This is a genomic window from Stieleria mannarensis, assembly GCF_014154935.1.
Taxonomy (GTDB): Bacteria; Planctomycetota; Planctomycetia; order Pirellulales; family Pirellulaceae; genus Stieleria; species Stieleria mannarensis.
Genome location: NZ_JACEHH010000034.1, coordinates 44,495 through 65,666 on the forward strand (window position 1 = coordinate 44,495; position 21,172 = coordinate 65,666).

At 61.0% G+C, this 21,172-nt stretch carries 18 protein-coding genes; 7 read left to right on the forward strand and 11 right to left on the reverse strand.

Annotated elements, in window-relative coordinates; all coding sequences use genetic code 11:
* Positions 1–7: 7 nt before the first annotated feature.
* Positions 8–262, reverse strand: coding sequence for a hypothetical protein (locus H1B37_RS21660; RefSeq protein WP_182868760.1), 255 nt, complete (start codon positions 260–262; stop codon positions 8–10).
* A gap of 163 nt (positions 263–425) precedes the next feature.
* On the opposite strand from H1B37_RS21660, the gene H1B37_RS21665 reads away from it, so the two are divergent.
* A complete protein-coding gene (locus H1B37_RS21665) occupies positions 426–1,208 on the forward strand; it encodes a hypothetical protein (RefSeq protein WP_182868761.1) in 783 nt (260 codons plus the stop codon).
* Positions 1,209–1,437: 229 nt separating this feature from the next.
* On the opposite strand, the gene H1B37_RS21670 is transcribed toward H1B37_RS21665, so the two are convergent.
* The 4 genes from H1B37_RS21670 to ftsY form a co-directional block, all read right to left on the reverse strand.
* A complete protein-coding gene (locus tag H1B37_RS21670; protein ID WP_182868762.1) occupies positions 1,438–2,379 on the reverse strand; it encodes a universal stress protein in 942 nt (313 codons plus the stop codon).
* A gap of 189 nt (positions 2,380–2,568) precedes the next feature.
* Entirely contained in the window at positions 2,569–3,594 is a 1,026-nt protein-coding gene (locus H1B37_RS21675; RefSeq protein ID WP_182868763.1) for a hypothetical protein, read from the reverse strand.
* Between the two features lie 609 nt (positions 3,595–4,203).
* Positions 4,204–4,785, reverse strand: coding sequence for a MiaE family protein (locus tag H1B37_RS21680; RefSeq protein ID WP_182868764.1), 582 nt, complete (start codon positions 4,783–4,785; stop codon positions 4,204–4,206).
* A 61-nt stretch (positions 4,786–4,846) separates the two neighbouring features.
* Positions 4,847–5,917, reverse strand: coding sequence for a signal recognition particle-docking protein FtsY (gene ftsY, locus H1B37_RS21685; RefSeq protein ID WP_182868765.1), 1,071 nt, complete (start codon positions 5,915–5,917; stop codon positions 4,847–4,849).
* Between the two features lie 511 nt (positions 5,918–6,428).
* Between ftsY and H1B37_RS21690 the strand changes: the two genes are divergently transcribed.
* The 3 genes from H1B37_RS21690 to H1B37_RS21700 all read left to right on the forward strand — a co-directional run bounded on the left by H1B37_RS21690 (position 6,429) and on the right by H1B37_RS21700 (position 11,044).
* Complete coding sequence (locus H1B37_RS21690; protein ID WP_182868766.1) at positions 6,429–7,760, forward strand: porin; 1,332 nt, start codon at positions 6,429–6,431, stop codon at positions 7,758–7,760.
* Between the two features lie 405 nt (positions 7,761–8,165).
* Positions 8,166–9,545: a porin gene (locus H1B37_RS21695; RefSeq protein WP_182868767.1), complete on the forward strand. Its 1,380-nt coding sequence runs from the start codon at positions 8,166–8,168 to the stop codon at positions 9,543–9,545.
* A gap of 1,151 nt (positions 9,546–10,696) precedes the next feature.
* Entirely contained in the window at positions 10,697–11,044 is a 348-nt protein-coding gene (locus H1B37_RS21700; RefSeq protein WP_182868768.1) for a P-II family nitrogen regulator, read from the forward strand.
* 60 nt (positions 11,045–11,104) lie between these two features.
* On the opposite strand, the gene H1B37_RS21705 is transcribed toward H1B37_RS21700, so the two are convergent.
* The 6 genes from H1B37_RS21705 to H1B37_RS21730 all read right to left on the reverse strand — a co-directional run bounded on the left by H1B37_RS21705 (position 11,105) and on the right by H1B37_RS21730 (position 16,628).
* Complete coding sequence (locus H1B37_RS21705; protein WP_147866307.1) at positions 11,105–11,485, reverse strand: DUF3127 domain-containing protein; 381 nt, start codon at positions 11,483–11,485, stop codon at positions 11,105–11,107.
* Between the two features lie 142 nt (positions 11,486–11,627).
* The gene (locus H1B37_RS21710) at positions 11,628–13,217 is read right to left on the reverse strand and encodes a serine/threonine-protein kinase (RefSeq protein ID WP_182868799.1); all 1,590 of its coding nucleotides are present in this window, start codon (positions 13,215–13,217) and stop codon (positions 11,628–11,630) included.
* A gap of 50 nt (positions 13,218–13,267) precedes the next feature.
* Positions 13,268–13,978 carry a sigma-70 family RNA polymerase sigma factor gene (locus H1B37_RS21715; RefSeq protein ID WP_182868769.1) on the reverse strand — a complete coding sequence of 237 codons (711 nt, stop codon included), beginning with the start codon at positions 13,976–13,978 and terminating at the stop codon, positions 13,268–13,270.
* 135 nt (positions 13,979–14,113) lie between these two features.
* The gene (locus H1B37_RS21720) at positions 14,114–14,821 is read right to left on the reverse strand and encodes a 3-keto-disaccharide hydrolase (RefSeq protein ID WP_182868770.1); all 708 of its coding nucleotides are present in this window, start codon (positions 14,819–14,821) and stop codon (positions 14,114–14,116) included.
* A gap of 172 nt (positions 14,822–14,993) precedes the next feature.
* Positions 14,994–15,431, reverse strand: a complete 438-nt coding sequence (locus H1B37_RS21725) for a PilZ domain-containing protein (protein WP_182868771.1) — start codon at positions 15,429–15,431, stop codon at positions 14,994–14,996.
* Positions 15,432–15,578: 147 nt separating this feature from the next.
* On the reverse strand, positions 15,579–16,628 hold the full coding sequence (locus tag H1B37_RS21730) for an NAD-dependent epimerase/dehydratase family protein (RefSeq protein ID WP_182868772.1): 1,050 nt from the start codon (positions 16,626–16,628) through the stop codon (positions 15,579–15,581).
* A gap of 346 nt (positions 16,629–16,974) precedes the next feature.
* On the opposite strand from H1B37_RS21730, the gene H1B37_RS21735 reads away from it, so the two are divergent.
* The 3 genes from H1B37_RS21735 to H1B37_RS21745 all read left to right on the forward strand — a co-directional run bounded on the left by H1B37_RS21735 (position 16,975) and on the right by H1B37_RS21745 (position 21,162).
* Positions 16,975–18,318, forward strand: coding sequence for an NAD(P)/FAD-dependent oxidoreductase (locus H1B37_RS21735; protein ID WP_353620883.1), 1,344 nt, complete (start codon positions 16,975–16,977; stop codon positions 18,316–18,318).
* A 493-nt stretch (positions 18,319–18,811) separates the two neighbouring features.
* Positions 18,812–20,047, forward strand: coding sequence for an amidohydrolase (locus tag H1B37_RS21740; RefSeq protein ID WP_182868773.1), 1,236 nt, complete (start codon positions 18,812–18,814; stop codon positions 20,045–20,047).
* Positions 20,044–21,162, forward strand: a complete 1,119-nt coding sequence (locus H1B37_RS21745) for a carboxylate-amine ligase (RefSeq protein ID WP_182868774.1) — start codon at positions 20,044–20,046, stop codon at positions 21,160–21,162. Before H1B37_RS21740 ends, H1B37_RS21745 begins: the two co-directional genes overlap by 4 nt.
* The last annotated feature ends 10 nt before the right edge of the window (positions 21,163–21,172 follow it).

The following is a 21,172-nucleotide window of genomic DNA, read 5'->3' on the forward strand; positions in this document are numbered from 1 at the left end:
ATTTCGCTCACCCCTGTTCCAACTCGATCGCGGCGTCGGCGATCAGTGTCGGGATCCCGCCGCGGACAGGGTACAAACGCGCACCGTCTGCGGTGGTAAGGCCCTGGTCCAGTGCACTTTCGACCAGTTGATCGGAGGCGTCGCGGAGCTGCCGGTGGGCAATTTTTTCGTTCAGATCGGTGACCACCTCGGCCGCGGAAATCTGCAGGGATTGCCCCGAAATCGGGCACTGAATCAACGGCAACAGCTTTTCATCGAGCATCTTTTTTGGTTCCGGCGTGGGTATTGTTCGAGTTGGCGGGGATCAAAACCGATTTTGGGAAGGTGGCGATCGGGCACTCAAATGCCAGGGTCGCCAGCCCTTTCTCATCAGGTTGGACCATTCACGCCGGGCATGGAATGTCTGGGGCGGGGAGTTAACGAGCATGAACGTTCGCAAAACGGAATTGTTACGCAAGACAGCAGCCACCTTGTTCGTCGCGGCAGGCTCGATCGCCATTTCCGGCGGAGCCGGGGCGCAGGCCCCCAGCGGTGAATTGCACAAAGACCCGGTGACCGGCGACATCTATCGTACCGTCACGCAACGCATCACGCGTCCGGTGGTCGAGGACCGCATTGAAAAGCAACAGACGGTCGTTCACCGTCCCGAAACCGTCACCGAAATCCGCCCGGAGGTTCGCACCAGCTACTCGCCGGTCACCCAGATGCGCTGGATGCCGTACGTCGAGGGCCGTTGGAACCCCTTCCGTCAGCCGACGGTGGCCTATCGCCAAGTCCCCGAAACCCGCTGGGAGGCGCGCAGCGAGGTCGTCAATCGTGCCACCACGCAAACGCGTTGGGTCGCCGAAACGCGGACCGTTGACGTGCCCAAGCGAACCGTCCGATACGAAACCACCGAACAAAAGGGACTTGAACTCGTCGCCCGCGCGATGCCGCAACCGCGGGTCGGATCCAACGTCGCGCCGGAGATCGCCGCACGGCTGCAGCCGATTTCGACGACCACCGACGGAACCTACGCCACCCAGCCCGTCACGGCGATCGCATCCAACACCGTCGGCCGATCGACCAGCGAACCGCCACTGCGGAGTTCCACGCAATCGGGGATGCGTACCAACGTGCTGCAACCCGCCAGTTCGATGACCACTCCGATGCCGACCACCGCCGGGGCGGTCATCGCCACCGTGCCCTCGTTCTCCGTGTACCGCTAAGTTCGATGGCCCTTCCGGGCCGTCGCCCGAGGGGCTGTGCACGACGACCTTGAAAGACGTCGTACGGCCAGAGCCCGGAACGGGTTCGCCGTCGTCAGATGGACGTCGCTACGCTCGATGCGAGCGTGGTAATCGCCAGGAATCCACCTTCTTCGCGAAGGTAGCTACGTTTGACCAGACAGTACGGCAACGCCGAACCCGAGATCGACAGGCTGGAAGCCTATTCCACTCATCCACCCCGGCCGACGTGGCTGGGGACGACCAGGACGGGATGGGGGCTGCGTCGGATGCGGTCGTGCGCGAACCCTTGGCCGAAGCGATCGTCCACCTCCAGCGGCAGGACCAACAGCGTCTTGTCACGGTTTTGTAAGGGATTCGGCAGGGCGACTTCACCGGCCAGGGGACGCAGATGATAGCCGCGACCGAGTTTGGTTGCCGTCTTGGCCATCGCCCCGTGGATCGAGTGATGCGTCTTGGTCAACGCCTCGGAAAATGATTCGGGGTCCAGCGTCGCGCCGTCGGAAAGCGCTTCGACGATCGATTTAATATTCTCGTACTGCTCCTTCTCGACCACCAAATCCAGGGTGACCGTGGCGTCATCGGCCGACAGCCCGAAGGCCCACGCGGCGGCTTTGGATTCGACGTCACATTCGGCACCGATGATGACGGAAACCTGGTGGACGCATTGGTCCAGCCGTTGATCGTCGCGGCGGATGACCAACATCGGACACGGACAACGCGACAGTAACACGTCGATGACGGTGCCCGCGCTATCGGTGCCGACCTTTTCAAAGTCGCGGCCGAAGGGGCAGGGCACGATCAGCAGGTCGACCGCGTGGGTTTGCAACGCCGCAAGGATCATGTCATAGGAATCGCCCTCGCCGCGCTGGATCGGACGCGCGCCGGAGACCGATTCGATCACCGCAGCGGTCAGGTCGCCCTCGGGTGTTTGGCGGGCATCCAAGACCAGTGTTTCCACGTTGAAGGTTTCGCGCAAGAAGCCGGCCGCGGCCACACCCGCGTCGTCCTGGCTGGATCCGTCCAACACCAGCAAGACGCGGGAAGGTTTGATCGGTTCCAGTGCGGGCGCGTCGCCGACTTTCGATTTCTCGAACATCCGCATGGACTCGTCGACCCCGCGGTCAACTTCGTTCGGCTCCGAATCAGACATGAATGGTTGGTCGCGTTGGGGGAGAATCAGCGAGTGGCAGTCGGTGGGAGAGGCTTCGGGCCTGTCGATCGTGTGTTGATGACGAGCCTGGAAGCCGCTCCCGAGGTTTGGGATGACAGGCAAGATGCCTATCCCACCGGGGTTGATTCTAACGCGAATCCCGTTGCGATGGAGCGCGTGCCGCGGGCGTCAGGAGCCTTCCTGCCCAAGTTCCAACAATTCGCGTGCCGCGTTGCTGTATCCCAGCACCGCAACGCGGACTTGCATCGGCAGCGAGCGGATCTGTTGATCGGTGTAGGGGTCCAGCCGGTCGCTGGTGATGCCCTGGTACCACTGCGATTCGGACGGTTCGTCGGCGCCCGAGGGCACGACGCGGCGCCACAATTGGGTGAACGGGTTGGATCCAGACCTGGGATGTTGGCGTGCAAACGCGGCCAGCTTTCGGTCCAACTGAGCCAACCGCAGCGCGATGTCCGCCGCCTCCAAATCGCCCTGTTGGTGCACCGCGACGACAAAGTCCTGGCTCGCGCGGGGGCGTAACTTGGACGAACCGAACAGCGACTGGTCGATCCCATGGGCCGTGACGCTGACTTCTAACAGTCCGCCGCGCCAAGATTCGGGCACGGCAAACGAGACGCGAAACAGCTTTTCCCCTTCGAGCACTTGCTGGGTGGTCCAGCGGAACTTGAAATACACGCCGCGTCCGCGATCGGTCGTGCCCGAGGCGATCACCGCTTGGACCGGCGCCTGACGCTGGAACTGGGTCGAATCGGATCGCTTGCGTGAATCATCGGCGCCGAAATGGGCGGCACCCACATGGGGCACCACGCCGTCCAGGCTAAGACCGACCGAATCGGATTGTTCGTCCTTGTTGGTCACCGAAATCGGGCCGGCGAAATCGGATTGCAGTTCCGTTTTCGGCGAGAAATCGATCACCGGCAATCGCTCGCGCATGCGGCAACGGACCAACAGATGGTCGATCGGCGGTGCGTTTTGTGACGCGACGTCGACGCGGCCGGCGATCAGGGATGAAAGCACCAATTGGACCGAAACCTCGCGCCCCTGTCCCGCGAGCGAAGTGTCCTGGGCCACGACAACGGCCGGCATGTCGAATTGAATTTTGGGATCGTCCGCCAGGGCATCCACACTGCCCAGGGTGTGCGTCGTGATCAGCAAGCCTGCGGTGACAACGCATCGTTTGATGAAAGCATCCATTTGAGAAATCTCCGGTGATCGTCTGTTGCGTCATCGGAATCATTCCGTTGTACCGACCGATCGGTACCGACGAATCGGTCCCACCGATTCGGATTGTGTTTCGATTTGCGGCGCTCGCGGACTTGCATGTCGCAGCGCCAGTGACGGTGGCCGGTGTGAATCAACGAGGTTGATGTCCTTCTCCAGGCAGCATCACTGTCTCTACGAGTCGTCCCCATCGATCCGGGCTCCCCTCGCCCCGCTTCGGGGAGAGGGGCCGGGGGTGAGGGGGGTACGATGGGCGAGGCGTCGAGTGCGATGTCAAGCTTGGTTGCTCGCACGGCCCCCTCATCCCCAGCCCTTCTCCCCCAGCAAAGCTGAGGGAGAAGGGAGCCATGATGTATTAACGCACGGGGACGTCCGTGAAGGGTGGCCGCGGAGGTTCAACTTCCGTCTTTGACCCGCTCGGAACCCCCGTCGCAATCAACGATATCGCCCGGGCAACCGCCGGCAATGCTTCGGCAATTCACGCGACCGGAGCTCGGATCAAATCACGCACCGTCTCTCACCTTCCGTGAAACAGCGTCGCGTAGGTCGGCCGTCGCCGCGTCCGGCCGTGAAACAATCCGCTCAGCTGTGCATCCGCGGCAGCGGGCTGCCCTTGGCGATGATGGCCGTTTCCTGCTCGGACAGTTGGTCGAGCCGCCGATGGACTTCGGCGCGGGGCGCGAATTGCTCGGCCAGCTTGACGTAGGTCGTGTGGTGGCGGGCTTCGGATTCGAACAACCCGGCATAAAAATCGGCCAGTTCGGCGTCGCGGGGGCGAACATGATCGGCAAGCAGGCGGAACCGTTCACAGCTGCGAGCTTCGATCAACGAGGCGATCAGCAATCGATCCACGCCACGGTTCGGTTCACGCTCGCGGGTCAGCGCATTGAGCTCGCGGCCGTAGTGTCCGCTGGCGAGTCGTTTGAAGGTGATGCCGCGTCGATCGAGCACGTCCATCACCATGTGGTAATGCTCGAGTTCCTCCTGGATGATCCGCGTCATCTCCACACACAGCGGCCGATTCTCGGTGTAGGAGTTCATCAGATTCATCGCCGTCGATGCCGCCTTGCGTTCGCAGTGGGCGTGATCGATCAGGATTTCCGGCAGGTTCTCGTCGACCTGCTGGAGCCATCGTTGGGTGGATTCGCTTTGAAGGTGCAGCATGTTGATTCGGCCGTCAGTCGGCAAACAGGTCAGTCGGCAAACAGGTCAGTCGGCAAACAGGTCAGTCGGCAAACAGGGCGGTGGCAAAGCTGTCGGCGTCGAACTCGGCGATGTCTTCGATACTTTCGCCGAGTCCGACAAATTTGACGGGCAGTTCGAATTGTCGGCGGATCGGCAAAATCACTCCGCCGCGGGCCGAGCCGTCGAGTTTGGCCAGGATGATGCCCGTGCATCCGGCCGCATCGCTGAACCCCTTGGCTTGGCTGATCGCGTTCTGTCCGGCCGTCGCGTCCAGGACCAGCAGGACTTCGTGTGGGGCATCGTCGACCTTTTTGCCGACGACCCGGCGGATCTTGTCCAGCTCCTGCATCAATTTGGATTGCGTTTGCAATCGCCCGGCGGTGTCGATGATGGCGACATCCGCACCGGTCTCGATCGCCTTGTCGACGGTTTGAAAGGCCACGCTGGCCGGGTCGGCGCCTTGGTTTCCCGTCACGATGTCGCAACCGATCCGCTGGGACCAGATCGTCAGCTGCTCGACGGCGGCGGCCCGAAAGGTATCGCCCGCTCCGAGCACGATTTTTTTGCCGTGGGAGGTCAGGTAGTGGGAAAGTTTCCCGATCGACGTGGTTTTGCCGCTGCCGTTGACGCCGACGACCAGGATCACGCTGGGCTTGCCGGACAGATTCAGCGGGGCAGCATCCTGCCGGAGCATCGCCTGGGTTTGGGTGGTGATCGATTCCAGCACCTCGTCCAAGCCGACTTTGCGGCCGCGGAAGCGTTTGGCGACGTCGTCTCGCAGCTCTTCGGCCGGGCCGGCCCCCATGTCGGTGCGGATCAGTTTGGCAAACAGCTCGCCCAGAAACTCGTCGTCGACCAATCGACCTTCGTCTTTGAACAGGTCGCGGATGTCGGTGTTGAGTGCGCGGCGGGTCTTTTCCAACCCGCTTCGCAAACGGCCGAACAAGCCGGCCGAGGATTCCGTGGGCGAAGCGGCATCTTGCCGCGTCGATCCCGCCGGCTGGGCTGCAGCGACGTCGGCGGTTGGGGTATCGGCGGTTGGGGTATCGGCGGCAGCGGAATCGGTGGCGGGTGAAGCGTCAGATTTTTTCTTGGAGCGCCAGAAGACCATCAGTCTTGTTCTCGGTGGACGAACGAGTGGGTGGGGAAGGGCAAAGTTTGCCGGAAAGGTGGCCTTTGCGGTACCGCCCGACGGATCGGAATCCGTTTTCCGCCAGTTTACCGCCGGATGATCGCTCGATCAGGGCGTCTTGCCCCAGTCGGCAAAGTTTCACTGATAGCATTCGGCGTCACAGTTGGACCATCTGGACCGCTGCCGGGGGGAGCCGGTGAAAACATCCAATTTCGACCCCAAATCATGAACATCCCATCCCGATAACGCAGGTGACGACAGAGGCGACGCGTCAGACGGTCATATCGCAGCGTCCGACCCTGGAGTCCCTTTTTTGACCACCGTCACTTCCGTGGCCCCGGTCAAGATGCGGGGCAACAAGCGGTCAGACATGCCATGACCCGACCAATCAGGGTCTCAGCGGCCCGCGTGCTTTGGTCGCGGGCGTAATTCGTTGTTGCCCTGCCCTTTTTTAGAACCCAGAGAATGGAATTCGGGAGAATTTAAAGCGATGAAGCTTAGCAAGATTGCCATGCTGGCTGCGATTGCCTGCGCGTCCTACACGAGCAGCATGACCGCGAGCGGAAATGACACAATTGAATTGGTTTCGCATTGCGCGGCCGCTTGCGATTGCGGCGAGCCGGTTTGCGGATGCGAAGTGGTGGCGGGCTGCGATCCATGTGGAGACGCATGTGACAGCGGCTGTGGCGACGCAGGATGCTGCGACGTCGGATGCGATAGCGGATGCTGCGACAGTGGATGCGGTTTGGGAGGCGGCCTCGGCAGTCTTCTGGGCGACTGCTGCCTCGGCGAACAGTGGTCACTGTTCGGTGAGCATTGTGGTTGGAGCGCGGGTGGTTGGGTCCAAATGGGCTACCACGACCGAGCCCTGCCGATCTTCAATGACCGCCCCGATGAGTACAACTTGCACCAAGCATGGTTGTACGCTGAAAAGGCGATCGACACGTCCTGTGGTTTTGATATCGGTGGTCGCATCGACTACGTCTACGGTATCGATGCCCAAAACACGCAAGCCTTCGGCACGGGCAACCGTGGCTGGGACAACGATTGGGACAACGGCGGAGCAAACGGCTACGGTCACGCCATTCCGCAACTGTACTTCGAGGCCGGATACGGAGACTTGTCGGTCAAGGTCGGACACTTCTACACCATCATCGGATGGGAAGTCGTGACCGCCCCGGACAACTTCTTCTACAGCCATGCCTACACGATGAACTACAGCGAGCCGTTCACCCACACCGGTGCTCTGGCGACCTACAATGTCAACGACAATGTCACCGCCTACGGTGGATACACCCTGGGCTGGGACAGCGGTTTTGACGACAACGGCGATAGCTTCTTGGGTGGTCTGTCGGTCGCTCTGAGCGATGATTTGACGTTGACCTACGCCACCACCTTCGGACGCTTCGGTGACGCGCCCCTCGGAAACCCCGAGCAAGGCTACATGCACTCGATCGTCGCCGACGTGACCCTGACCGATCGTCTGCAGTACATCTTCCAATCCGACGTCTTGGATACGGAAAATGCCGCAGGTACGACCGTTCGCGAAACCTTCGGCATCAACCAGTACCTGATCTACGCCCTGAACGACTGCTGGGCTGCCGGCGGACGCTTCGAGTGGTACAACAACGAAGGAATCTTCGGTGCTCCGGGGAACGATTCGGATATCTACGCGTTGACCATGGGCCTGAACTACAAGCCGCACGCCAACGTGGTCGTTCGCCCCGAAATCCGTTGGGACTGGGATGACGATCAGGTTGCCGGGCTGGAAAGCGGCGACGACCAAACGACCTTCGGTATCGACACGATCTTCTTGTTCTAACCAAGCATCGTCTCGATCGACCGAATCGGTCAATCGCATCGGCCGGTGGCTGCTCGAACCCCTCGAGCGGCCACCGGCTTTTTTTGTTCCCGTTGTGCGGCAAACGCGACCTGACCGGTACGGATTAACACCCGGTGTTAAGACTGGTAATTCTGGCGAATTGCGAAAATCCAGAAGAGTCGATTTCTGGGCAAGCGTCTCCCGATACATCTCTTGGAAGATGGTCAAGCGGTTCTCGATCGGCGCTCTCGCAAGGCGGGCGTCTGAGTCCTTCAGATGCCGCAGGACACGTCGAGCGACAGCCCCGCGGACAACAGGGCTGCGGCTCGATGTGTCTACCGATCACACGCTTCGCAATACCAAGGAAAAAGAGACGTTCTGAGAAAAGGACGACGAGGGAGACCCATGAAACGAAAACTGTTATTCAGCACACTTGCGTTGTTGTGCTTTGGCGGCAACGCCCTGGCCGGTGGACCGTCTGCCGATGGGAACTATCACGCCCTGTACCAGGCGGCCCCCGGCGCGTCCGCCGAGGTCGCCCAGGTCGGCTGCACCGAAGATCTCGGCTGCGGATGTGAAACGCCCTGTGACTGCGATGTCGCCGCCTGCGAACCGGATTGCGGTGCCGACGCGTTTGTCGGATGTGATGCCGGTTGTGACGTCGGCTGCGATGGCGGCTGCGACTCCGGTTGCGGCTGTGGTTTCGGCAACGGCTTTTTCAGCAAGCTGGGCGGGTGCGATTTGGGCGAACCCTTTGCCCTGTTCGGCGAGTGCGGCAACCTGTCAGCCGGCGGTTGGGTCCAAATGGGCTACCACACCGACGCGGTGCCGCTGTTCAACAACCGTCCCGATGAATACCAACTGCACCAGGCTTGGTTGTGGGCGGAAAAGGCAATCGACACGTCCTGTGGTTTCGACATCGGCGGTCGCATCGACTACGTGTACGGGACCGACGCCCAGGACACCCAGGCGTTCGGCATCGCCAACGACCACTGGGACAATAACTGGGACCACGGCAGTACAGATAACGGTTACGGTCACGCCATGCCGCAACTGTACATGGAAGCCGGCTACGGCGACCTGTCGGTCAAGGTCGGACACTTCTACACCATCATCGGATGGGAAGTCGTGACCGCCCCGGATAACTTCTTCTACAGCCACGCTTATACGATGTACAACAGCGAGCCGTTCACCCACACCGGTGCATTGGCAACGCTGGCCGTCAGCGAAGACGTCGAAGTCTACGGCGGTTACACGTTCGGCTGGGACAGCGGCTTTGAAGACAACGGTGACTCGTTCCTGGGCGGTGTCTCGTTGGCGCTCAATGAAGACATCAGCCTGATCTACGCCACCGTCGCAGGTCGCTTTGCCGACAAGGGCGGAGTCACCGAAAAAGGTTACATGCACTCGATCTGTGCCGATGTCGCGGTGACGGACAAACTGCAGTATATCTTTCAGAGCGATTTTCTGGACACCGAAGACCAGAACGATCAACTCGCCAGAAACACCTTTGGCATCAACCAGTACCTGATCTACACACTCAGCGACTGTGTTGCGGTGGGAAGCCGCTTCGAATGGTACAACGTCGAAGGCAGCGTCCTGAATCAAACTGCTGGAAACGAGTCCGACATTTTCGCCCTGACCATGGGTGTCAACTACAAGCCGCACGCCAACGTGGTCGTCCGTCCCGAAATCCGCTTCGACTGGGATGACGATCTGATCGCCGGACTGGACGAAGGCGAAGAGCAGACGACGTTCGGCATCGACACGATCTTCTTGTTCTAAACGATCGCAAACGCGATTCCCGCAACAGGCCGCGTCCGCCCCCCAGGGTGGACGCGGCCTTTTTTCGTTGTTGGGAACCTCACGACGACGACTACACGAAGTGACCCTCCCCCCTTTCGATCGGCCGGCGGCACAACCGCCGGCAGATCGAAAGGGGGAGGAGGGCAGGTTTGGCTTTCTTTCCCTGGGGGGGCGGTCACTCCGCTGCGCTCGTTCCCTGACCCCAGGCTATGGTGTTGATGCCCTTTGGGCAAAAGCGACGTAGCGGTTTCCGCCTCTTATTGCCCCTAGCCCCTGTGACGGAGCCACATGCTGTGTGGTCCAGGAGGCGGAGCCTCCAATGCCGTGTGTCCTCAGGCCGAGCCTGGGAACGAGTCTTGATCACGGTGTGACCTTGGAAAGGAGGGGCCTGTCCCCTCCGGAGCACTCGCGCACCGCCGATCGACCCTCCCCTCGCTTCGCTCGACCCTCCCAGCCTGGGAGGGTGAATCCCCGAAAACCGCACGCCTCCCAGCCTGGCAGGGTGAAGTCGCAACCTCGGCGGCAATCGGGCTTCAGCGGCTTGACGGCACCTGCACAAAACGTTGGCATGCCACTGCGCACATCCTGGGCAGCTCGCCCCGACCAGGCCACTTGAATCCGCCAGCGGACCGGGCGCGATAAACCTTCGTTTTTTTTAAGTCGTTTGATGCATGCGACTTGCGAGCCCGCCGTGAACTCAGGACCAGGTTTTGGCCCAACAGCTGCTAGGATCATGAATCGTCCTAGCCGGCGATCAACAAAACAAGTGGTTCTACCTACCGCTGCCCTGACGCCAGTCGAGACTTGTCTCGGCTGGTGGCAGGGCACCGAGAACAACTCTTCTGGCAACGCCACACGTTCAATCTGCCCTGGTGCTTTAAGCAATCCCAGGGTTCTGGAACTCTCGGTCCCGTCCCGGGCCGGAAGCTACCCCGCTCGGAGGAGTGTCCGCCTCGCTGCTCCGAGCCGGGGTTTTTTTAATAGCGGCCTTTGCAGCGACGGCCATTCCAACGGCGGCGATCTGACGGGGCGTTTGTCGCTCGCAGCCGGTCGGTTATAGTCGCCACTGGAGAGACGCGATCACGATTGGATGATGCGTTCGGCGGAAACCATCAAAGGGCCCAGCGACTGTGAAACTGATCATTGCCATCATTCAACCGACCAAACTTGAGGCGGTCAAAGAAGCGTTGACACAGGTCGATGTGCATCGCTTGACGGTGCTGGATTGCCAAGGATTCGGTCGCCAGAAGGGGCAAACAGGCAACTACCGCGGTACCGAATTCAGCGTCAATCTGCTCCGCAAGGTCCAGTTGCAGATCGCCGTTAACGAAGAGTTCGTCAATCCGACGATCGAGGCGATCCTGTCGGGCGGCCGGTCCGGGGATGCCGGTGAAATCGGCGACGGCAAGATCTTTGTCCTGCCGATGGACGACTGTATCCGTATCCGCACCGGAGAAACCGGCAGCGAAGCGATCTGACGTGGGATTGGCATCTTGCCTGCCATCTCAACGTCTCGACAGGCTGGAAGCCTATCCCACTTAAAAGGGCGCGTCTTCTTCGCTGGCTTCGTTGAACGCCGCGTTGGGGTCGCTGACCCGCTCGCTCATCGCGTCGGCCGGGTTCGCATTGCCGGTGATCTTGAATGAAGTCGCTTCCACATTGACGAAGAACTTGACTTCGCTGTTGGCGTCCTTTTGCCAACGTCGACCGTTCAGCCGGTACGTGATCTCGACCTCATCGCCCTCGTTCATTTCGTCGACCGAGTCGCAGGAATCGCGGGTGAATTCGACCGGCACGAAGTTGGTGAAGCTGCCCTTGTCTTGTTCCAGAACCACCAGACGTTTGCGGAACCCTTTGCTGCCATAGGTCTTGGTCTCTTCGATCAAGTGGACAACGCCGGTGACGGATGGATCGCTCATCGCTTCTCTCAAAATCGCTCGGAATTTAGTGTTTTGCAGGGTCGCGAATTGTAGCCTTTCGCGGGCCAAAGCGAGAGGGGGAGCAGGGGCGGGGCGGAGAGATGGCAGAAAAATCGCCCCCCAAGAACCATGAACCAAGAACCTAAAACGCCTCTCGCCGCCGCTTGCGTTGCCAGAATTGATAACCGGGGATGAAAAAGCAGAGTGCGGCGACGACACCGAAGATCAGGTGCCCCCAGCGTGGTGCGACGGCCATCAGCAGCGCGGTGGCCAGCAGTGCGATCGCCTGAAAATAAAACGCACCCGAGAGCATGCCCGCTTTGACGACGAACACCGTTGCACTGATCACGCCCAACAGGGGAGAGAGCACCAGGGCATCCAGACCGAGCAGTCGCTCGATCGGAAACAACATGCCGATGGCGATCATGCTGCCGCCCCAGACATGAGCGATTTGGCGTTCGATGAAGGTCACCGGTCCCATCCGCTGGCGAAGTTTCCAAAACACCGCGGCCCACGCGCCCAGTCCGATTGTCCAAACACCCATGTAGATGTAGCGGTTTTCGCAACCGAGAAACTCCAGTTGCCACGTCAGGTAGCCGGCGACCAACAGCACCAGGGAGTGCCACATCCAAAGCGTGCCCCAATTTTCCAGCACGGCCGCATGGTGGGTTTCGCGAAAGATTCGGGCGATCACCTGGGCAAACCGTCCGCTTCGCGCCGCGACGACTTCGTCGGCCAGGAACGCGTCCAGGTCGTCGGCCAGATCCCCGGCCGATGCGTAGCGCAAGTCGATCGGTTTTTGCAGACAGCGGATCACGATCATTTCCAGATCGCGGTCCAGACCCGGGCGAATCGCCCGCGGCGGGCTGGGGTCTTGTTCGATCACCAGCATCACCATCTCGACGGCAGTCTCCGCGACCAGCGGCGGTCGACCGGTCAGCGAAAAGTACAGCATCGCGCCGAGGGAATAGATGTCGGTCGGCGGTCCCAGCAATTCACGTCGTCCGCCGGCTTGTTCGGGCGACATGTAGGCCGGCGTACCGACCAACATTCCGCTGCGGGTCAGATCGGCGCTGCCGCCCGATTCCTTGGCCAGTCCGAAGTCGGTGATCAGTGTTTGGCCGTCCTTGGTCAGCAGCACGTTGCTGGGTTTCAGGTCGCGATGCACGAACCCCTGGTCATGGGCGAATTGCACGGCGCGGGCGACGTCGGCGATGATCCTGGCCGCCCGGCGTTGCGGCAGCGGTCCCCGGGCGGCCCGATCGGCGAGCGTTTCACCCTCGATGTATTGCATGCTGAAAAAGGGCCGCCCGTCGAAGTCGCCGACTTCATAAACGGGCACGATCCCCGGGTGCACCAGTCGCGCCGTCGCGGCCGCCTCGGCCAGGAAACGCTGCAGGTCGGTGTCGCTGGCCAAGCGTCCGCGCAAAATCATCTTGACGGCGACTTCACGATCCAAGCTGATTTGGCGGCCGCGAAAGACGACGCCCATCCCTCCCCGCCCGACCTCTTCGATCAGCTCGTAATCGCCGATCGTGGTCGGCAGTTTCAACCTCCGCCAGCGGCCATCATCGCCCGAGGGTGCCGCAGGGCGTTGGTCCGACGCGTTGCCGGCGGTGTCGGTCACCAGCACGGCGGCCCACAACTGTCGCAGTTCGTCTGCCAGATCCGGGTTTTCGCGACAGACTCGGTCGAAATCGATCGGTTGGTCGCGGCAGATCGCATCGGTCATGTCAGCCAACAGGTCCGCCAGCCGCTGTTCCGCGTCCGCCGACAGGCCGCTCACCGCGGCAGCTCCTGGCTGTTAGCTGACTGGCTGTTAGCTGACTGGCTGTTAGCTGACTGGCCGGCCGGTGATGCTTCGTCTTCCTCTTGAAGCATCTCGCGAAGCCGGCGGACGGCGCGCAAATAACGCATGCTGGCCGCGGGCGGATTCACCCCCAACACCTCGGCGACTTCCAGATTGGACAGGTGTTCGTAGTGACGCATCAGAATGATTTCGCGATCCTGATCATTCATCCGCTCGATCGCCTGCTCGACCTTGGCGGCAATCTCGCGTTGCGTCGCGGCCGTCGCGGGTGTCAGCCCGGGGTCGCGCAGTTGGACCGCCAACTCCATCGTCGACTGATCCGGGCCGGCCGGAGACGTCATCGGCTGCTCGCGGTCCATGTTCCGTTTTGCACTGACACGATGCCGACGGTAGGTGTCGATGATCCGGTCCCAAGCGATCTGGCGCAACCAGAGATGGAACGCCATGGCGGGGTCGGACAGGTATTTGTCCAGCCGACCGCTGGCTTCGATCATGACGTCTTGAACCACATCGCTGACGTCGACACGGCGCTGGACCTTGCGATCCAGCCGCAGTTCGACCAGTCGGCGGATCGGTGCCCGGTGCTTTTCCAGCAACCGATTGACGGCCTCACTATCGCCCGACCGCGCAGCGACGAGCAGCGTTTCGGTTTGATCGTCACTGGCCCAGATCGACTTGCTCATTGGATTCTCCTCAGCGAATCATAGTCGATCGGAAAGCGGGGCGGGCGGAGGTCGCCGCTGCGCGTCGCCAAGGCGTGGTCGCGGCAGAAGCGGTGTGTTGACAGGCTGGAAGCCTATCCCACGCCGCGACGTGATTTACTTGGCCGGGTGCAGCACGATGTTTTTGAATCGCACCACCATCGGGTCGCCGCGGTGCAATTGAAACGCGATCACGCCCGACGACGAGGATTTTTCGCCCTGGTTGTCAATCACCTCGGCGGTCATCGTTTCGTTGATGAAGTGTTGCAGGTGGTTGCCCTTGGCGACGATGCGATACTCATTCCACTGGCCCGGGTGAATGCCGTTGCCCAGCTTGGCACCGTCGGCAAACGTCTCGCGGGTCTTCTTGCCTTTCTCGTCGATCGTGACCGACTGACCGCGTTCGGCCAGGATGCCACGGCCTTTTTCTTCATACAGGATCCCGGCATAGCGATTGGAAAAATCGATGTCGGCCTGGTAGCCCCCGACGACGAACTTTTCTTTGTCCAAGATCTTGCTGCGGTACTGCACGCCCGAATTCGTGTTTTCGATTTTGAACTGGAACGTCAGCTCGAAATCACTCGGCTCGCTGCCGGTGTAGATCAAAAACGTGTTTTGTTGCAGGGGCTTTTCGGCCACGGTCCGGCCGACGATCTGGCCGTCTTCGACCGACCACAAATCGGCGCGGCCGATCCAACCGGTCAGGTCTTTGCCGTTAAACAAGGAGACGGATTCTGTGGGACTGGCCGAATCGTCCTGGCAGAAACCGGCGGAGGCGAGGAGGGCGAGGGCGAGGGCGGCAAACGCGGTGGCGATGCGGGGCATGTCAGCTCTGGTATCGATTGGGGGGGGGTGGGGCAGCATGCCGACCACCTGCAATCATCCAGTGCCGGCGGCGGCGAACGGAAATTGTAATCAATCTCCACGCCGGTCGAGACGGGATCGTGGATCCCACCGGGCCGCTGCGTTCCGGCAAAGCTCGCCGTGTCGGCGGGGCCTACTTGCGGCGTTGGTGGATGTGCAGGAATTGCACGTTCGTCAGCCAGACTTCTTCCTTGCCCAAACGGTGCACCAGCGACGTGTTGCAGATCCGGCAGACGATGCCCGGCGCGATGCCGTCGTTCAAGGACACGACGGCCTTTTCAAAATCCGCCTTTTGAGAACTCAGGTAGGCCAGCCCCCCCTGGCTGACGTCCCGCGTGATCGCGAAAAACGGACTCGCCCACTCGTTCAACTGGACGTCCAGCGGTTGTACCGTGATCTCAAGTGTGCGGGGGATCCGGCGGCTGGCACGCCGCTCCGGGCCTCGGTATCCCCCGGCCGATTGAATCAGCGACGCAACATCGTCACCGAGCGTGGTCCCGACGAAACCTCCATGCTCGGCGATCGTTTCCGTGCTGAGGGGGGCTTCCGCGGTGGTGGGGGATGAATTCATGATTGCCACGGGCGTCTCGTAATCGAACAACCGGCGACCCTCGCCGGCTTCGGGCGGCCACTGCCGAAAAAAGCATGACGGGCCAAAGGAACCTTATGTCGAAAAAGGACGTTCGCGCGACGCTGTCTCGTGATTGTCCGATTGCCCTCACCGTGCCTTGGCTTCGGCCGCGTCGATCATTTGCGTGATGATCTCTCGCAGCGAAACGCGGATCTTCCAATCGGGGTAATCACGACACAGCTTGCCGAGATCGCTGATGTAGCAAATGTGGTCGCCCTTTCGGTTCTCATCGCCCAGCGTGTACTCGATCCGATGCCCGCTGATCTCTTCGATCAACGCGATGCACTCCAGCACGCTGGCCGCGTTTTCACGCCCGCCGCCGATGTTGTAGACCTCGCCGGGGCGGGGGTTCCTGGCGAACGCTTCGAACGCCCGGACGACATCGCTGCACTCGATTTGGTCGCGAACCTGTTTGCCCTTGTAACCGAAGATCGTGTACGGTTTTCCGGTCACCGCGACATGCACCAAGTAACTCAGAAACCCGTGCAATTCCACGCCACTGTGACTCGCGCCGGTCAAACAACCGCCACGGAAGACGCCCGTCTTTAACCCGAAGTACTTTCCATATTCCTGGGCCAGCACATCCGCCGCGGTCTTGCTGGCCCCGAATAACGAATGCATGGTCTGGTCGATGCGACAGGTTTCATCGATCCCGTCGTAATCCTCGTCTCGTGCGTAGTCCCAACGCGTCGGCAATTCCGTCAACGGCAGCTCGTTGGGCGCATCGCCGTACACCTTGTTCGTGCTCATGTGACAGAATACGGCATCGGGCGCATGCCGACGCGTCGCTTCCAGCAGGTTCAGTGTTCCGTTCGCGTTGACTTCGAAATCCAAAAAGGGGATTGCCGCCGCCTTATCATGAGACGGCTGCGCCGCGCAGTGGATGACCAGATCGGGAGGTTCGTTCTGGAACAAATCCAGGATCGCGTCTCGGTCGCGGATGTCGATGGTTTCGGTGCGAAAATTTCGGGTTTCCGATTCCAGTTGCGACTGATTCCACTTGGTGCTGCCGTCGGGGCCGAAAAAGGTCGAACGCATGTCGTTGTCGATGCCGATGACTTGGTCACCCGCAGCGTCCCAATGACGCACGGCTGCTGATCCGATCAATCCGCTGGACCCGGTGACGATGACACGCATGAATCGATGGCCAATGAAAAAGGGGACTCAAATAGCCGGAGTAACGAAGGTTCCGGTGGGCCGCATAGTTTAATCAGTGCACTGCAAACGAAGAATTCCCCGCGCTGCATTGCCTCGGCATTACCGCACCGGCTGGTTGGGATGTACCAATCACGCGACAATCACCGGCATTCGATTCTCTTTCTCTGGACGCCGTTTGTGTGACTGAGCGATTTGGCCGCCAACTCAGATTCTCTCCCTCCGGGAGAGCCGGCGTTTGCGCAGCAAGCAAACGCTCACATCGAATTGACACGGTCCAGCAACGCCGTCCGGCGATCACCCCTGCTTTCAAACCGTCAAAAGAACCGTGAACACACCCCCATCCGACAGTGGTACGACTCCGAATCCCAATGGTTCGCCCGCAGGCTTGGTGAACGCCGGCACGGTGATTGTCGGCGGGGGGCTCGCCGGACTCGCGTGCGCGAAACGGTTGACCCAGCACGGCCGTGACGTCACCTTGCTGGAAGCCAGCGATCGCGTCGGGGGACGCGTCCGGACCGACATCGTCGACGGGTTGAAATTGGACCACGGGTTCCAGGTCCTGTTGACGGCCTATCCGGCGTGTCGCGAGTTGTTGGATTATGAAGGATTGCGGTTGCGGGCGTTCGAGCCGGGGGCTTTGATTCGAAAGAACGGCGGTTTCACGCGACTGGGAGATCCCTGGCGTCGCCCAGGCCAGATTCTGTCCACGGCGACCAGTTCCGTCGGATCCTTGATGGACAAACTGCGGATCGCCAAGGCGCGGCTTCAATCTCGGCGGGGGACGTTGCAGGATCTGTATCACCGCGATGGCGAATCCACCGACCAGCGACTTCGTCATTTGGGCTTCTCCGACGCGATGATCGGAGCCTTCTTTCGACCGTTTCTCGGCGGCGTCTTTCTGGATGAATCCTTGTCGACTTCCAGCCGGATGTTTGAATTCGTGTTTCGAATGTTTGCCGCCGGCGACATCGCGATCCCCGCCGACGGCATGGCCGCCATCCCGCGACAGTTGGCCGAGGGGCTGCCACGCGGGACGCTGCGGCTGAACACGACCGTGACGTCGATCGAACACATCGACCGTCGGCATCGAGTTCACCTGAGTGATGGCGCAAGCATCAATGCCGAAACCGTCGTCGTCGCGACCGAAAGCAACGCCGCGGCGCGATTGATCGACGCCCCCGAGTTGGTCACCCAGTGGAATCACGCCACGACGTTGTACTTCGTCGCCGAGCGGTCGCCCGAGTCGAGCAGAATGCTGATGCTGCGTGGCGACGAAGAAGGCCCGATCCGTACGGCCGTCGTGCTCAGCGACATCGCGCCCGAGTACGCGTCCGGTGGCCGCGCATTGATTTCCATCAGCATCGCGGATTCGATGGCCGACCGGCCTGCCGAGGATTTGGCCGATGCGGTCCGCGACCAGGCGCGGCGCTGGTTCGGTGAGGGAGCCAGTCGATGGGAACTGGTTCAAACCATCCGCGTGCCCTACGGACTGCCGCAGATAGATCTGGACCCCGTGGTGCAGCCCGTGCGAGCCGATCAGATTTCTGGGGTCAAAGCCCCGGCGAGCCTGTATGTTTGCGGCGACCACCGCGAAACACCCAGCATCCAGGGCGCGATGAACAGCGGACTGCGCGCGGCCGCGGAGATCCTCGACGCGAAGTCGAAGTGAGCGATTGCCGCAGTCGACCTTCCTCGCGACCTCCCCGCCGGGGCCCCCGACCAACCGGGGCCCCCGACCAATAGGACATAGGGGACTTATACGTCCTATGCGTCCTATTGGTCCTATTACACGATCGCTGCCCTATTCTCGAAGGATTGGCGAAACAATGGGGGCAAAACAATATCAGCCTGTGATCGTTTGCCCCCATCGTTTTGCCTATTGTTCGTTGCCCAATCGTGCAACACACACATTGAAAACCAGGTTGACTCGGTTGCATCGACCGCCGCGCCGAACGAATCAGCATTCAGCGTGCGTAATCTAAAACGTGCCACCCACCAATCAGGCGGGGCGGCGACAGCGGCTCGGTTTGATCGGCGACGGGGGAGTGGTTATGTTGAGGGCGGATTTTGCTCTACGGACTACTTACGCAACGTTGTGGCGGACGGGATTTCCGATTGACGGACGTCTACGGACGCGTCGTCGAGGATTTGTTCGCATCACCATGGCCGACCTTCTTTCCGCCGACCGTGACAGTTGGGGCCAGGCCATCAACGACGCCGCCAAAGTCCTTTGCGACGGCTGGATCGCGATGCGTCGTCACCTGCACCAGCACCCCGAACTGTCCGGGCAAGAAGTGCTGACGACTCAGTTTCTAAAAGCGGAACTGACCAAGCTGGACTTGCCGGTCCGCGTCGCCGGCCAAGGACGCGGATTGACGGCCGATCTTGTAACCGACAAGTCGCTGGCCGATCACCCGCGGATCGCCATCCGTGGTGACATCGACGCATTGCCGATCCAGGACGAAAAATCGGTGCCCTACCACAGCACGGTCGACGGGGTGATGCACGCCTGCGGGCACGACGTCCACGCCACCGTGATCATCGCCGCGATGCAGTTGCTTTCACACCTGCAGCGCAGCGGTGCGTTGCCGTGGCCGATCGCGGCGCGGGCGATCTTGCAACCGGCCGAGGAAACCGCTGAAGGTGCGTTGCACATGATTCACCATCATGCCGTGTCCAACGTCGGTGCGATCCTGGCCCTGCACGTCGATCCCACCCGTCAAGTCGGATGTATCGGCCTTCGCGAACACGACCTGACCGCCGCGTGCGACATGCTGGAGGTCAATTTCGACGGTGATGGCGGGCACGCGGCACGGCCGCATTTAACCAACGACCCGATCGATGCCTGCACCCGCTGGGTCCAATCCGCCTACCGCCGCGTCCATCGCGCGGTCAACGCGCACGACATCGTGGTCTTGTCGATCGGCATGATCGAAGCCGGGCACAGCCCCAACGTGATTCCCGATCACGCCAGGATCAAAGGGACCCTTCGGTCGCTGGGCGTTCAAGCACGACGGCGGACGTTGGAGGTTTTGGAGGACGTCGGCGAAGCGACGGCGCGGGAAACCGGATGCCGAGTCAGCTTGCGACTCGGATCGTCCGCGCCCGGCGTCATGAACGACCCGGCGCTGGTGCGTTTGCTGAGCGATTCGGCAGCCCAGGTCCTCAACCCCGCCGCGGTCGATTGGATCGACCAGCCCAGCATGGGAAGCGAAGACTTTTCGTTCTACCTGGAGCATGCCCCCGGTGCGATGTTCCGGTTGGGGGTCGCGGGCGACCAGGTCGGCAGCGCTCCACTGCACACCGGAAATTTCGACGTCGACGAACATGCCATCGCACACGCCGCTAAACTATTTGCAGCGTCGATCATCAATTACTTCGACCCGGATCGGTCATGAGTAAGTTTCAGTTCCATTCGAATGCGACACAGACCATCGGCGTCGAATTGGAACTGGGAATCGTCGACTGTCAATCGTACGCACTGGCCAGCCGTAGCAACGAATTGTTGGCGACATTGCCTGGCGATATCGCCGCGTCGTGCAAGCACGAGTTGATGCAGTCGTGCATCGAAGTGATCAGCGGCGTCTGTGACACGGTGGCTGAAACACGCGATGACCTTTCCGGAAAACTCCGCTCCGTCCAGCAATCCGCCGACCAGCTAGGTCTTGGACTATGGTGGGGCGCGACGCACCCCTTCAGCCTGTGGCAAGAACAGATCGTCAGTGACGAAGAACGCTACCGCGGGCTCGTTCGGTTGCTGCAGGAGATGGCGCGACGGTTGATCACGTTCGGGTTGCACGTGCACGTCGGCGTCGATTCCGGTGACAAGGCGGTGATGATTTGCGATCGCATCATGCAGCACCTGCCACTGCTGTTGGCTCTGTCGGCCAGCAGTCCCTATTGGGAAGACCGCGATACCGGACTGCATTCCCACCGCAGCAAAGTCATGGAGGGATTGCCCACGGCCGGTCTGCCGACGCTGATGCGGAACTGGAGCGAGTACGTGTGGTTGGTCAATCACATGGAAGAAACCGGGTTCATCAACACGATTCGAGAGATCTGGTGGGACGTCCGACCGCACCACAACTTCGGCACCGTCGAAGTCCGGATGTGCGACATGCCCGGGAACATGGACCACGTTTGCGCGCTGGCCGCACTGGTCCAGTGCCTGGTCAAATACCTCAGCGATCGTATCGACGAAGGGACCTATCAATTCGATTGTCACCCGATGATGGTGCGACAGAATAAATGGCGGGCCGCTCGCTACGGAGTCGCCGCGACTCTGGTCGACACGTTTGACTATTCCGAACGAACCGTCGCGGAAATCGTCGAACGGCTGCTCAGCAAACTGCGCGGCGTCGCGCAAGACTTGAACTGCGAATCCGAATTGTTGATGGTCCGAGAGATCGCCGGCCGACTGGATTGGGCCGATCGCCAACGCCAAATTTTGCAACAGACCGGCCGGCGCTCCGAAATCGTCAAACAACTGATCGGGCAATCCCGGATCCAGTAGCGGTGGTCAT

Excerpts from the sequence above, each read along its gene's own strand:
- H1B37_RS21745 (WP_182868774.1), top strand. The coding sequence starts at position 20,044 with ATGAGTAAGTTTCAGTTCCATTCGAATGCGACACAGACCATCGGCGTC.
- H1B37_RS21670 (WP_182868762.1), bottom strand. The coding sequence starts at position 2,379 with ATGTCTGATTCGGAGCCGAACGAAGTTGACCGCGGGGTCGACGAGTCC.
- H1B37_RS21675 (WP_182868763.1), bottom strand. The coding sequence starts at position 3,594 with ATGGATGCTTTCATCAAACGATGCGTTGTCACCGCAGGCTTGCTGATC.
- H1B37_RS21720 (WP_182868770.1), bottom strand. The coding sequence starts at position 14,821 with ATGCCCCGCATCGCCACCGCGTTTGCCGCCCTCGCCCTCGCCCTCCTC.
- H1B37_RS21680 (WP_182868764.1), bottom strand. The coding sequence starts at position 4,785 with ATGCTGCACCTTCAAAGCGAATCCACCCAACGATGGCTCCAGCAGGTC.
- H1B37_RS21695 (WP_182868767.1), top strand. The coding sequence starts at position 8,166 with ATGAAACGAAAACTGTTATTCAGCACACTTGCGTTGTTGTGCTTTGGC.
- H1B37_RS21705 (WP_147866307.1), bottom strand. The coding sequence starts at position 11,485 with ATGAGCGATCCATCCGTCACCGGCGTTGTCCACTTGATCGAAGAGACC.
- ftsY (WP_182868765.1), bottom strand. The coding sequence starts at position 5,917 with ATGGTCTTCTGGCGCTCCAAGAAAAAATCTGACGCTTCACCCGCCACC.
- H1B37_RS21730 (WP_182868772.1), bottom strand. The coding sequence starts at position 16,628 with ATGCGTGTCATCGTCACCGGGTCCAGCGGATTGATCGGATCAGCAGCC.
- H1B37_RS21665 (WP_182868761.1), top strand. The coding sequence starts at position 426 with ATGAACGTTCGCAAAACGGAATTGTTACGCAAGACAGCAGCCACCTTG.
- H1B37_RS21740 (WP_182868773.1), top strand. The coding sequence starts at position 18,812 with ATGGCCGACCTTCTTTCCGCCGACCGTGACAGTTGGGGCCAGGCCATC.
- H1B37_RS21690 (WP_182868766.1), top strand. The coding sequence starts at position 6,429 with ATGAAGCTTAGCAAGATTGCCATGCTGGCTGCGATTGCCTGCGCGTCC.
- H1B37_RS21715 (WP_182868769.1), bottom strand. The coding sequence starts at position 13,978 with ATGAGCAAGTCGATCTGGGCCAGTGACGATCAAACCGAAACGCTGCTC.
- H1B37_RS21725 (WP_182868771.1), bottom strand. The coding sequence starts at position 15,431 with ATGAATTCATCCCCCACCACCGCGGAAGCCCCCCTCAGCACGGAAACG.
- H1B37_RS21710 (WP_182868799.1), bottom strand. The coding sequence starts at position 13,217 with ATGACCGATGCGATCTGCCGCGACCAACCGATCGATTTCGACCGAGTC.
- H1B37_RS21660 (WP_182868760.1), bottom strand. The coding sequence starts at position 262 with ATGCTCGATGAAAAGCTGTTGCCGTTGATTCAGTGCCCGATTTCGGGG.